The following is a 12,450-nucleotide window of genomic DNA, read 5'->3' on the forward strand; positions in this document are numbered from 1 at the left end:
AAACACCATGGGTCAATACGTCGCTCCCTTGCGCGACATGCAGTTCGTGCTGCATGAGCTGCTGAAAGTGGAAGATGAGTTCAAGCAACTGCCGAAGCACGCAGAGATCGACAAGGACATCATCAACCAGCTACTGGAAGAGGGCGGCAAGTTTTCCTCCCAGGTGGTTTTCCCGCTGAACCATTCCGGCGACCGCGAAGGCTGCCGCCTCGACAAGGAAACCCATGTGGTGCAGACGCCCACCGGTTTCAAGGAAGCCTATCAGCAGTATGTCGAAGCCGGCTGGCCGGCGCTGTCCTGCGACCCCGAGTTCGGCGGCCAGGGCCTGCCGCTCGTGATCAACAATTCCTTCTACGAGATGCTGAACTCGGCCAACCAGGCCTGGACCATGTATCCCGGCCTGTCGCACGGCGCCTACGAGGCGCTGCATGCGCACGGCACGCCAGAGCTGAAGGCGCTGTATCTGCCCAAGCTGGTTTCCGGCGAATGGACCGGCACCATGTGCCTGACCGAGCCGCATTGCGGCACCGACCTGGGCCTCCTGCGCACCAAGGCCGAGCCTCAGGTGGACGGCTCCTACAAGATCAGCGGAGGCAAGATCTTCATCTCCGCCGGCGAACATGAAATGTCGGCCAACATCATCCACCTGGTGCTGGCGCGCCTGCCGGATGCGCCGTCGGGCACCAAGGGCATCTCGCTGTTCCTGGTGCCGAAGTACATCCCCGATGCCGACGGCAATCCGGGCGAGCGCAATCCGATCTTCTGCGGCGCGATCGAGGAAAAGATGGGCATCCACGGCAACTCCACCTGCCAGATGAACCTCGACGGCGCGCGCGGCTGGCTGATCGGCGAGCCGAACAAGGGCCTGAACGCAATGTTCGTGATGATGAACGCGGCCCGCCTCGGCGTCGGCATGCAGTCGCTCGGCCTTACCGAAGTCGCCTACCAGAACGCCGTCACCTATGCGAAGGACCGCGTGCAGATGCGCAGCCTGTCAGGCGTCAAGGCGCCGGAAAAGGCGGCCGATCCGATCATCGTGCATCCCGACGTGCGCCGCATGCTGCTGACCGCGCGCGCCTATGCCGAAGGCGGCCGCGCTTTCTGCTCTTACGTTGCGCTGCAGATCGACCGCGAACTGAATCATCCCGACGAGGAAGTGCGCAAGGAAGCCGCCGACGAAGTCGCGCTGCTGACGCCGATCATCAAGGCCTTCCTGACCGACAACGGCTGGATCGCCACCTCCGAAGCGATGCAGGTCTACGGCGGCCACGGCTACATCTCCGAATGGGGCATGGAGCAGTATGTGCGCGACGCCCGCATCAACATGATCTACGAAGGCACCAACACCATTCAGTCGCTCGACCTGCTGGGCCGCAAGATCCTGATGGACAACGGCGCCAAGCTGCGCAAGTTCGGCGCCAAGGTGCAGGCCTTCGTCGAAGAGAACGGCACCAACGAAGCGATGTCGGAATTCGTCACGCCGCTGGCAGACCTCGGCGAGAAAGTCACCAAGCTGACCATGGAAATCGGCATGAAGGCCTTCCAGAACCAGGACGAGGTCGGCGCCGCCGCCGTGCCTTACCTGCGCGTGGCCGGTCACCTGGTGTTCTCCTACTTCTTCGCGCAGATGGCGAAGATCGCGCTGGAAAAGCAGGACTCCGGCGACAGCTTCTACAAGGCCAAGCTGGCAACCGCGCGCTTCTACTTCGGCCGCCTGCAGCCGGAAACGGCGATGCTGATTCGTCAGGCGCGTTCGGGCGCGGCGAATCTGATGGCGATGGAAGAAGACTTGTTCTAAGTCCGTCTTTCGGAGTTTCGCTTACCGCCGCAAAGTCGCTGTCATGCTCCTCCACCTTCAAGGGGGACGTAGCAGGGGTTTCGCAACGCATGCGTTGCGCCTGCGAAGTCCGAGCGGCTTGCAAGCCGCGAGGTGGAGTATGGGGGATGGGGTTCAACGCAGTCAGCGCACTATCAAACCCGTCCCCGCTCTAACCCTCCCCTTGAAGGGGAGGGGATATCCGCTACGAATTCAAAGATTCAAAGGAAATCCCATGTCCAACTTCATCGTCAAGAAAGTCGCCGTCCTCGGCGCCGGCGTGATGGGTGCGCAGATCGCCGCCCATTGCGTGAATGCGAAAGTCCCCGTCGTGCTGTTCGACCTGCCGGCCAAGGAAGGCCCGAAGAACGGCATCGTGCTGCGCGCCATCGAGAACCTGAAAAAGCTCAGCCCGGCGCCGCTCGGCAACAAGGATGATGCATCGCTGATCCAGGTCGCCAACTACGAAGACAACCTCGACGTCCTCAAGGGCTGCGACCTGATCATCGAAGCGATCGCCGAACGCATGGACTGGAAGCATGACCTCTACAAGAAGGTCGCCCCCTTCATCGGCGCCAACACCATCTTCGCTTCGAACACTTCCGGCCTGTCGATCACCGCGTTGTCGGAAGGCTTCGATGCCGACCTGAAATCGCGTTTCTGCGGCGTGCACTTCTTCAATCCGCCGCGCTACATGCACCTGGTCGAACTGATTCCGACCGTCTCCACCCGCCCGGAAATCCTCGACCAGCTCGAAGGCTTCCTGACCACCACCCTCGGCAAGGGCGTGGTGCGCGCCAAGGATACGCCCAACTTCATCGCCAATCGTGTCGGCATCTTCAGCATGATGGCCACGATGTATGAAGCGCAGAAGTTCGGCCTGCCGGTCGATGTGGTCGACGACCTCACCGGCACCAAGCTCGGCCGCGCCAAGTCGGCCACCTTCCGCACCGCGGACGTGGTCGGCCTCGACACCATGGGCCATGTGATGAAGACCATGCAGGACAACCTGAAGGACGATCCCTTCTATCCGGTCTACCAGACGCCCGAACTGCTGGCCAAGCTGATCGCCGCCGGCGCGCTCGGCCAGAAGACCGGCGCCGGCTTCTTCAAGAAGGTCGGCAAGGACATCCTGCGCTACGACGGCGAGAAGGGCGACTACGTGCCGTCCACCGGCAAGGCCGACGACCTGGTGGTGCGCATCCTGAAGGAAAAGGATCCGGCCAAGAAGATGAAGACGCTGCGCGAGTCGAGCAATCCGCAGGCGCAGTTCCTGTGGGCGATCTTCCGCGATACTTTCCATTACATCGCCGTGCATCTGGAATCGATCGCCGACAATGCGCGCGACGTCGACTTCGCGATGCGCTGGGGCTTCGGCCAGAAGAACGGCCCGTTCGAGGGCTGGCAGGCCGCAGGCTGGCAGCAGGTCGCCAACTGGATCAAGGAAGACATCGACGCCGGCAAGGCGCTGTGCAATGCGCCGCTGCCGCAGTGGGTATTCGACGGCCGCGAGGGCGTGCATGCATCGGAAGGTTCCTGGTCGCCGGCGAAGAATGCCTACGTGCCGCGCTCCGACCTGCCGGTCTACCAGCGCCAGGCGTTCCGCGCCACGGTGCTCGGCGAGAACGCGCCGGACGGCGGCAAGGCCGGCACCACGGTATTCGAGGATGAATCGGTGCGCATCTGGCACCAGAACGATGATGTGCTGATCCTGTCGCTCAAGACCAAGATGCATGTGATCGGACAGGGCGTGATCAACGGTCTGGCCAAGGCGATTGCCGAAGCCGAGCAGAATTACAAGGGCCTGGTGATCTGGAGCGCGGACGCGGCCGATGGCGGCGCCTTCTCCGCCGGCGCCGACCTGCAGTCGATGCTGCCGGTGTTCATGTCGGGCGGCGTCAAGGCCATCGAGCCGGAAGTCGCCAAGCTGCAGCAGGCGCACCAGGCGCTCAAGTATGCGAACGTGCCGGTGGTGGCCGCGGTCGCGGGCCTCGCCCTCGGCGGCGGCTGCGAACTGATGATGCATGCCGCCAAGCGCGTGGCCTCGATCGAGTCCTACATCGGCCTGGTTGAAGTCGGCGTCGGCCTGGTGCCGGCCGGCGGTGGCCTGAAGGAAGCGGCGGTGCGGGCGGCGGCCGATGCCAAGGGCAACGACATCCTGCAGTTCCTGAAGAATTACTTCACCAACGCGGCTACCGCCAACGTGTCGAAGTCGGCCATCGAGGCGCAGAAGATGGGTTATCTGTCGCAGAACGACGTCATCGTGTTCAACCCCTACGAGCTGCTGCATGTGGCCAAGGTGGAAGCGCGTGCGATGTTCGACGCCGGCTACCGTCCGCAGCTGCCGAAACTGGTGCCGGTCACCGGCCGCACCGGCATGGCCACCATCATGGCGCAGCTGGTCAACATGCGCGACGGCGGTTTCATCTCCGCGCATGACTACAAGCTGGGCGCGATGATCGCCGAGATCGTCTGCGGCGGCGAAGTCGAGCAGGGCAGCCTCGTCAGCGAACAGTGGCTGCTGGACCTGGAGCGCAAGGCCTTCATGGAACTGCTCAACAATCCGAAGACCCAGGAACGCATCATGGGCATGATGCAGACCGGCAAGCCGGTACGTAACTAACTGTCTGCCACCAGGGGCGACACCATGGACATGCTGCAGCTCGGACAACAGGCACTGGCATCACAACCGTTCAGCCGCCTGATCGGCGCGGTGCTCACGCGCTTCGACGCCGAAGGCACCGAACTGAGGGTGCCGGTCCAGGAGTCGCTGAAGCAGCAGCACGGCTTCCTGCACGGCGGCGTGGTCAGCTACGCCGCCGACAACGCCCTGACGTTCGCGGGCGGCGCGGCGCTCGGCACCGGTGTCGTCACCTCGGAATACAAGATCAATTACGTGCGTCCGGCCATCGGACAGGAACTCGTCGCCCGCGCCGTCGCCGTCCATGCGGGCAAATCGCAGGCGGCCTGCCGCTGCGATATTTATGTCGTCAATGAAGGCAAAGAACTGTTGTGCGCGATAGCGCAAGGCACGATCGCACGGCTCGCCGCCGCGTCGACGGCTGAATGAACCAGGAGAATTTCAAATGACCAAGCAATTGCAAGAAGCCTACGTAGTCGCCGCTACCCGTACCCCGATCGGCAAGGCGCCGCGCGGCATGTTCAAGAACGTCCGTCCGGACGATCTGCTGGTGCGCGCCATCCAGGCCGCGCTGGCGCAGGTGCCCGGCCTTGATCCCAAGACCATCGAAGACGCCATCGTCGGCTGCTCGTTCCCGGAAGCCGAGCAGGGCATGAACATGGCGCGCAATGCCGTGATTCTGGCCGGCCTGCCGAACACCGTCGGCGGCGTCACCATCAACCGCTACTGCGCCTCCGGCATCACCGCCGTGGCCATGGCGGCCGACCGCATCCGCGTCGGCGAGGCCGACGTCATGATCGCCGCCGGCGCCGAGTCGATGTCGATGGTGCCGATGATGGGCCACCATCCGGCGATCAACATGAACGTGTTCAAGAACGAGAATATCGGGCTGGCCTACGGCATGGGCCTGACCGCGGAAAAGGTGGCGCAGCAGTGGAAGGTCACGCGCGAGGCGCAGGACCAGTTCGCGCTGGAATCGCACCGCCGCGCGATGGCCGCCCAGCAGCCGGGCGAGCGCACCAATGAAATCGCCTCGGTGGAAATCGTCGAGCGCTTCCCGAACCTGGAAACCGGCCAGATCGACATCAAGACCCGCACCGTCAGCCAGGACGAAGGCGCCCGCGCCGACACCAGCATCGAAGCGCTGGCCAGGCTCAAGCCGGTGTTCTCGCCCAAGGGTTCGGTCACCGCCGGCAACAGCTCGCAGACGTCGGACGGCGCCGGCGCGCTGATCCTGGTGTCGGAAAAGATCCTCAAGCAGTTCAACCTGACGCCGCTGGCGAAGTTCTCTTCCTTCGCCGTGCGCGGCGTGCCGCCGGAAATCATGGGCATCGGTCCGAAGGAAGCGATCCCCGCCGCCTGCCGCGCGGCCGGCATCACCCAGGATCAGCTCGACTGGATCGAACTCAATGAAGCCTTCGCCGCCCAGGCGCTGGCCGTGATCCAGGATCTCGGCCTCGATCCGGCCAAGGTCAACCCCTACGGCGGCGCAATCGCCCTCGGCCATCCGCTGGGCGCCACCGGCGCCATCCGCGCGGCGACCGTGATCCATGCGATGCGCAACAGGAACCTGAAGTACGGCATGGTGACCATGTGCGTCGGCGCGGGCATGGGCGCGGCCGGCATCTTCGAACGCGTTTAACGTGCATGGCGCCGGCGGCAATCGTGGTTGCGCCGGCACGCATTTCCTGCACCTGCACGGCGCCGCATGGCCACAAGCCATGCGGCGTTTTTTTCTTGCGGCGCACGCCTTGGCATGATCATGCACAATCGTGCGCAGTCAATGCTGCATAACAATGGATTTAAAAGGAGAAGACATGGACATCCAGACCAGCAAGGCCAACGGCATCCTCACCATCGAATTCAACCGGCCCGACAAGAAAAACGCCATCACCTCGGCGATGTACCAGAGCATGGCCGACGCGCTCAGTGATGCCGAGGATGACTCGGCGGTGCGCGCCATCCTGATCATTGGCAAGCCCGAAATCTTCACCGCCGGCAACGACCTCGACGACTTTCTCAAGCATTCGTCGGCCATGACCGGCGACCGTCCGGTGGCGCAGTTCATGCGCCATCTCAGCACCGCCACCAAGCCGGTGATCGCCGCCGTATCCGGTTCGGCGATCGGCATCGGCACCACGATGCTCATGCATTGCGACCTCGTGTATGCGTCGGAGACCGCCAAGTTCTCGATGCCCTTCACCCAGCTCGGCCTGTGCCCGGAGTTTGCATCCAGCATGCTGTTCCCGCAACTGGTCGGTTATCAGCGGGCGGCGGAGAAATTGCTGCTCGGCGAGGCATTCACGGCGGAAGAAGCATTGGAGATCGGCCTGGTCAGCCGCGTGCTGCCGCTGGCCGACCTGGTGTCTTTCGCCCAGGCGCAGGCGGCAAAGCTGGTGGCATTGCCGGCATCGTCGCTGCGCACCACCAAGCGCCTGATGAAGAGCGCCCAGATGGAAGCCGTGCAGCAGCGCATGCTGGAAGAGAACAAGCATTTCGGCGAGATGCTCGGCGCCGGCGAGGCAAAGGAAGCTTTTACCGCATTCTTTGAAAAGCGCCGCCCTGATTTCACCAAGTTCTCCTGACAGCCTGATCCTTTTCCGCCGTGCTAGCGTGCTTCCTGCATGCACGGCGGGAACAATCCGGCAGCCGCCGGCTGTTTTGCCTCGCTTCGCACCGAATCCGCCTGAAGTTCTCCTCTTTGTTTCCCGCTAACATTTAAATGCAGGCATCCGGCATGCATCTCGCTTCATCTTGATCCTATGTCCGAGGCATGACAGACCTTGGCATGACCGAGTGATAAGTTTGTCGCTCTCCGGCCTGCGCCCGAAGGCGCAACTATTCGGTCCAGAGTTCACGTTCGGTTGCATGGGCAGTCCTGTTTCGAAAGCAGGGGTCTGCTCCCGCCACCGATCGTGCAGCAGATGAATTCGCGCCATTAGGCCGGTGCCCATCAGGTCGATGGGTACACGGACTGGCCTGCGGATCATCAGTGCTTCAATGTGGAAAGGTCATTATGGAAATTACCCGGGAAATGCTGGAAGCAGCAGTCAAGAAGGCAGTCGAGGCAGGAATTCTTCCGCGCCGGAGCTGCCCCGAGGATATCGAAACCAATGCGGAGATCATGCTGCAGGTGCTGGAGGCGGCTTTCGAGCACTTGCCGTTTCCGCTGGCAGGGGAACAAAGCGCCTACGTTTCCGGCGTAATGAGGTACGCCTGAATCATTTGCAGTCGCGGCAGCGAAGCTTGCCGGTATCCTTCGTTATTGGGCCAGGTCTGATTCGAGCAATGAAAGGAATCTCGTGAACGATGAAAAAGACCGCCGGCGCTTCCTGCAGTACTCGCTCGCGGCGCTCGCCATGCCTGACATGGTGAACGCCGCATCCCGCAGCGGCGCCGATAGCGTCGATAGCATCAACAGCCCAACCAGTCCAGCCAGCGCGCCGCATCTCGTCCTGTTGGGCGATTCGATTTTCGACAACGGCGCCTACACCGGCGGCAAGCCGGATGTCATTGCCCAGTTGCGCAAGATACTTCCAGCAGGGTGGAAGGGAACGCTGCTTGCGCGCGACGGCGCCACCACCGATGGCATTCCCGCCCAGCTCGAACGCCTTCCCAAGGACGGCACGCATCTGGTGCTGAGCGTCGGCGGCAATAACGCTTTGATGCAGCAGCACCTGCTGCAGGCAAGGGTGGCGACGGTGGCCGAGGCGATGATGGTGCTGGCCGAGGCCATCCGCAAGTTCGAGGCGGCTTACCGGCAGGCAGTCGCCGCCTGTCTCGCCCGCAAGCTGCCGCTGACCGTCTGCACCATATACAACGGCAACTTCCCCGAGCCCGGCTACCGTATCGTCACGACGAGCGCCATCGCCCTGTTCAACGACGCCATCCTGCGTACGGCCGTCGAGCACAAACTCAAGGTGATTGAATTGCGCCTGGTATGCGCCCGGCCGGAAGACTATGCCAACCCGATCGAGCCGTCGAGCACCGGCGCCGCCAGGATTGCGCGTGCCATCCTGGCGACGATGGATCCTCGCGCAGCGGAAAACGGGGCAACGATTTCTGCCTGAAGCCCGCTGCTTCGGCAGGTTCATGGCGCCGGATCCGGCGGCCAAAGCTACGACCCGATACTTCAAGGCAGGCAGCAAGACAGGCATGGTCGGGCAGCGTACCTATAAACAGCCTCAAATGTGCATCAATTTCCTGCTTTTGCGGCTTTCATTGCCATATGTCAGGCAGCAAACAGACTGCGACATGCCTAGCTGTCACAATCCGCCGCATTAAAACCACGGGCACAACTAAAAGTCGCAGTCAGCAGGCCAATGATGTCTTCGCCGACCGAAAGCGGTCCTTCCCTTCAATTCATGGCAAGCCTTCGTCATGCGAAAGTGAACCCGGCCCTTCATTGACGAGGTCGCCCAGCTTTTGACTCGCCATTCTTCGCCCCCATAGTGACATTGCCGATGCCCGCATTACCTACGCCTCTTAGTCCTTGCAGCAACCACTTGTTATCGCTTCTTCCAGAGGACGAATTTCAGCGTATTTCACCCTTGTTGCAGTTGGTGCATACCGATTTCAAGGAAGTGCTGTTCAAGCGGGACGTGCCGATCGAATACGTTTATTTTCCCTGCGACAGCGTGTTTTCCGTTCTGACCTTCATGCAGAACGGCACGGCGGTGGAGGTTGGCACGGTCGGCAATGAAGGCTTTTCGGGCATCGAACTGCTGATCGGGGCAGACACCGCAATCGATACAACGATCTGCCAAGTCGCCGGGCATAGCCTGCGCATGCGCGCGGCCGACTTCAGGGAAGCGATACATGGGAGTACCGCCTTGCGCCGGTTGGCCGAACGCTTTCTTCAAGCCTTGTTGAGCCAGATATCGCAATCCGTGGCCTGCAACCGTCTGCACACCATCGAAGAGCGGTTCTCCCGCTGGGTGCTGCTGACGCACGACCGGGTCAAGGGCGACCATTTTCACCTGACGCAGGAATTCCTCGCCGACATGCTCGGCGTGCATCGTCCCAGTGTCAGCCTGGTGGCAGGGGCCTTTCAGCAGGCCGGCCTGATCAAATACACCCGCGGCAATCTGACCATCCTGAACAGGAACGGCCTCGAACAGGCTGCCTGCGAATGCTATGCGGTTGTCAGAAAGCGCTTGACGCAACTGCTTGGATTGGACCGCAGCTGAGCGGACCGCACGACCGGGCCGCATCAATCCGGAATGCGGGCCGCATGACACACTGACGCTCAAGCCAGGCCGCCTACTTGTGCAGGGGCGGCTTTTTCTTTTTCTCGATCAGCATTCTCCACCAGCGCTGCTTCGGCGGCGTGATCGGCGGTGGCTCTGCCGGAGGCATGGTTTCCATCTTGGGCACATGCGGCGGCGTCATCCCGCGTGGCGGCGGTTCGGTATGGAATACCTTGACGCGCGAGCGATTGGAGTCCTGCCTGTCTTCCGGCAGGTGCGGACCTTCCATTGTTTCCTGGAAAGACGGGGGCGCAACATGCGGCGGCCGGGTCGCGGCCGGCGCTTGCACCCGATCCGGTTCCGGTTCCGGATCGGGCGCAGGCGGAGCCTGTACGCTTTCCGGCACCGGGGCCGGCGTGGGAGCGGGAGTGGGGGGCGGCGGCACCGCGCTCGGCTGGGGAGTTTCCGGTTCCGGCCTGCGGTTCAGGGATTCGACCTGGCGGTCGTATTCAAGAAAAAGCACCTTGCTTTCAAGAACCTTGATGACGCTTTCCTTGTCGGCGATACGTGCCCGCAGTTCATTGGTCACCTGGTCCTTTACCTTGCGCAGCTCCGCTTCCAGCGCCAGTGCCCGTTCCAGCGAACGGTTGCGTTCTTCCAGCAGGGCGATGCGCAACTGCTCGCGTGACTGCGCGTCACCTTCGTCATCATCGGGAAGATGCAGGCGGCCATAGGTACGGAGCAATTCCGAAGTGTCGATCTGGGCTTCGCCGTCCGGGGTGACGGTCTTGCTCAGCCTGCCGCGTTCAATATCGCGGTAAATCGTGGAACGGTTCCTTCGAACAAGTTTTGCAGCCTCTGAAATCGAAACGAGTGCCATATGCCAGTAAACGGCCATGAGGGCCGGTTGAGTAGGGAAAAACGTAGGGGCGAACGCAGGCCGGGCTTGCGCCTTGTCCAACAACGGTGGACAAGCTTTTCCGGAAAAGATTCTCTGACGCCGGACTTCAATTCCGCAGGTCCGGCCGGGACAAGCGCATGCAATTCCGTTGCGGCAGGGCCGCCTGCGTTACAATGCCGCCTGAAGCAAGCCAGACAGCCGCTGGTCATCGCGAGATGGCGGGAGGAAGGTCCGGACTCCACAGAGCAGGGTGACGGCTAACGACCGTCCGCCGTGAGGCGCGGAATAGGGCCACAGAGACGAGCGTATTAAGTTACGGTGAAACGCGGTAACCTCCACCTGGAGCAATTTCAAATAGGCACGCATTGATGCTGCTCGCGGAGCGTGCGGGTAGAAAGCTTGAGCCGTGGAGCAATTCACGGCCTAGAGGAATGGCTGTCATAGCGCAAGGGGTCAAACCTGCGCGCCGTAACAGAATCCGGCCTATCGGCTTGCTTCAACTTCCAGCCCCTTATGCCGATATGCGGCAGGTCTTTTCGACCATTTTTATTTCCAGTGGTCATTTCAAGCAACTTGAGCCAACTCAACGCGGCAGCCGTGTGCTTCGCTACAGTGGAGCCCGTTGCCGACGCCCGGCAAGGTTCAAAAGAGCCTGCTGGCCGTGGGATGAATCACTGCGAATAGTGGAGGATTGCAGCTCCGCCTGCGCTCCAGATAGCGGCCGCTAAGGAAGTACCAAGGCGCAGCCAGGTCTGCTTTCCCGCTTCCGATACTTCATCTCACGACCAGCAGGCTTTTTCCTAACTTGGCCACCACCGTCCTGCCTCACCGCCATCTCGGCCAGAAGCATTCTCGTGCCATCCCGTAAAGACCCGCCAGGCTTGTCCTGCCGTCGCTCCTCTGCAGGAGGTGGTAGCCTTTCGGTCTTCTCGTTCCGATCAATTGTTCGAACGTTAATTGCCAGGTTGGCTCGCGCGCGCCTTGCGCAGGACGTTTATTTCCCTTCTCTCAGTCCTTGTGCCCGACAAGGATCAGATGCTGGCGGGCATCGGGTTCGGCGGTCGTTTTCCAGCATGACCAAGCTGTCAACGTTGCGTTTTCACGTCCACCGAAATTTTCCGGCCGGAAAATCAAAATGAGGAACAGCAAGGACTTATCGCGCCAATTGTGTTTCTACAGAGAATCAAAACACATGTAACTTCCTCAGAGAACACCTTCAGAGTGTGTCGTAAGTGCTTCATTTTCTTGGGTATTCATTCAATGCGTTTCTTCAATGAAACGCGCTAAGTCATTGACTTCATTAGAAAAAATCACATTTTTGTTTCCTGATATTACTTGACCGCAAATTGGGCTCCCTTTAAAGTGGGCGGCAGTGTGAAAAAGTGTAGTTTTGTGGGTCAAAAGTGGTGTGCCGATCCCGAAAACTTGTTTCACAGACATTACTAAAAACGACAACCACAAGGGTGAATCAGGGTGTTTCAGGGCGCTTCAGCACTGAGTCTCGATGCAAAAGGGCGGATGACCATCCCCGCCAAGCATCGCGACGCCTTGTCGCTTCAGTGCGAAGGCCGCGTCACGCTGACCAAGCATCCTCATGGCTGTCTGCTCTTTTTTCCCCGTCCTGTCTGGGAAACCCATCGCGAACAGATCGCCGCATGGCCGATGTCCGCTCGCGCATGGCAGCGTATTTTCCTGGGCAATGCCTCCGATGTCGAAATGGATTCCGCCGGCCGCATTCTGATCGCGCCGGAGCTGCGAAGTGCCGTCGGCCTGACGCGTGACGTCATGCTGCTGGGCATGGGCAGCCATTTCGAGATCTGGGATGCAGAGAAGCTTGCCGAGAACGAGGCGGAAGCAGTCGCGAACGGCATGCCGGACGCATTAAGTAATTTTTCCTTCTGAC

10 protein-coding genes and 1 other RNA gene are annotated in these 12,450 nt (G+C 61.2%); 10 read left to right on the forward strand and 1 reads right to left on the reverse strand.

Annotated elements, in window-relative coordinates; translation table 11 throughout:
* Positions 1 to 7 precede the first annotated feature (7 nt).
* The 8 genes from FH061_RS10230 (at position 8) to FH061_RS10265 (ending at position 9,646) form a co-directional block, all read left to right on the forward strand.
* Positions 8 to 1,798, forward strand: a complete 1,791-nt coding sequence (locus tag FH061_RS10230) for an acyl-CoA dehydrogenase C-terminal domain-containing protein (protein WP_151635587.1) — start codon at positions 8 to 10, stop codon at positions 1,796 to 1,798.
* A 253-nt stretch (positions 1,799 to 2,051) separates the two neighbouring features.
* Positions 2,052 to 4,439: a 3-hydroxyacyl-CoA dehydrogenase/enoyl-CoA hydratase family protein gene (locus FH061_RS10235; protein ID WP_151635588.1), complete on the forward strand. Its 2,388-nt coding sequence runs from the start codon at positions 2,052 to 2,054 to the stop codon at positions 4,437 to 4,439.
* Positions 4,440 to 4,469: 30 nt separating this feature from the next.
* On the forward strand, positions 4,470 to 4,886 hold the full coding sequence (locus tag FH061_RS10240; protein ID WP_151635834.1) for a PaaI family thioesterase: 417 nt from the start codon (positions 4,470 to 4,472) through the stop codon (positions 4,884 to 4,886).
* A gap of 16 nt (positions 4,887 to 4,902) precedes the next feature.
* On the forward strand, positions 4,903 to 6,099 hold the full coding sequence (locus tag FH061_RS10245) for an acetyl-CoA C-acyltransferase (protein ID WP_151635590.1): 1,197 nt from the start codon (positions 4,903 to 4,905) through the stop codon (positions 6,097 to 6,099).
* 175 nt (positions 6,100 to 6,274) lie between these two features.
* Positions 6,275 to 7,042: an enoyl-CoA hydratase gene (locus FH061_RS10250; RefSeq protein WP_151635592.1), complete on the forward strand. Its 768-nt coding sequence runs from the start codon at positions 6,275 to 6,277 to the stop codon at positions 7,040 to 7,042.
* A gap of 431 nt (positions 7,043 to 7,473) precedes the next feature.
* Positions 7,474 to 7,677, forward strand: a complete 204-nt coding sequence (locus FH061_RS10255; RefSeq protein WP_151635594.1) for a hypothetical protein — start codon at positions 7,474 to 7,476, stop codon at positions 7,675 to 7,677.
* Positions 7,678 to 7,759: 82 nt separating this feature from the next.
* Positions 7,760 to 8,527, forward strand: a complete 768-nt coding sequence (locus tag FH061_RS10260) for an SGNH/GDSL hydrolase family protein (RefSeq protein ID WP_225984586.1) — start codon at positions 7,760 to 7,762, stop codon at positions 8,525 to 8,527.
* A 435-nt stretch (positions 8,528 to 8,962) separates the two neighbouring features.
* Entirely contained in the window at positions 8,963 to 9,646 is a 684-nt protein-coding gene (locus tag FH061_RS10265; protein WP_192804992.1) for a Crp/Fnr family transcriptional regulator, read from the forward strand.
* Between the two features lie 73 nt (positions 9,647 to 9,719).
* On the opposite strand, the gene FH061_RS10270 is transcribed toward FH061_RS10265, so the two are convergent.
* Positions 9,720 to 10,526 (reverse strand): hypothetical protein, encoded by an 807-nt coding sequence (locus FH061_RS10270; RefSeq protein ID WP_192804993.1) that lies wholly within the window; start codon positions 10,524 to 10,526, stop codon positions 9,720 to 9,722.
* 203 nt (positions 10,527 to 10,729) lie between these two features.
* Between FH061_RS10270 and rnpB the strand changes: the two genes are divergently transcribed.
* Positions 10,730 to 11,049, forward strand: an RNA gene (rnpB, locus tag FH061_RS10275) — RNase P RNA component class A.
* Between the two features lie 971 nt (positions 11,050 to 12,020).
* The gene (gene mraZ / locus FH061_RS10280; RefSeq protein ID WP_151635600.1) at positions 12,021 to 12,449 is read left to right on the forward strand and encodes a division/cell wall cluster transcriptional repressor MraZ; all 429 of its coding nucleotides are present in this window, start codon (positions 12,021 to 12,023) and stop codon (positions 12,447 to 12,449) included.
* The last annotated feature ends 1 nt before the right edge of the window (position 12,450 follow it).

It is taken from the genome of Noviherbaspirillum aerium (assembly GCF_008929045.1).
Taxonomy (GTDB): Bacteria; Pseudomonadota; Gammaproteobacteria; order Burkholderiales; family Burkholderiaceae_D; genus Noviherbaspirillum; species Noviherbaspirillum aerium.

Bases quoted from the DNA above. Each gene is read 5' to 3' on its own strand.
- FH061_RS10230 (WP_151635587.1), top strand. From the start codon at position 8: ATGGGTCAATACGTCGCTCCCTTGCGCGACATGCAGTTCGTGCTGCAT.
- FH061_RS10235 (WP_151635588.1), top strand. From the start codon at position 2,052: ATGTCCAACTTCATCGTCAAGAAAGTCGCCGTCCTCGGCGCCGGCGTG.
- FH061_RS10240 (WP_151635834.1), top strand. From the start codon at position 4,470: ATGCTGCAGCTCGGACAACAGGCACTGGCATCACAACCGTTCAGCCGC.
- FH061_RS10245 (WP_151635590.1), top strand. From the start codon at position 4,903: ATGACCAAGCAATTGCAAGAAGCCTACGTAGTCGCCGCTACCCGTACC.
- FH061_RS10250 (WP_151635592.1), top strand. From the start codon at position 6,275: ATGGACATCCAGACCAGCAAGGCCAACGGCATCCTCACCATCGAATTC.
- FH061_RS10255 (WP_151635594.1), top strand. From the start codon at position 7,474: ATGGAAATTACCCGGGAAATGCTGGAAGCAGCAGTCAAGAAGGCAGTC.
- FH061_RS10270 (WP_192804993.1), bottom strand. From the start codon at position 10,526: ATGGCACTCGTTTCGATTTCAGAGGCTGCAAAACTTGTTCGAAGGAAC.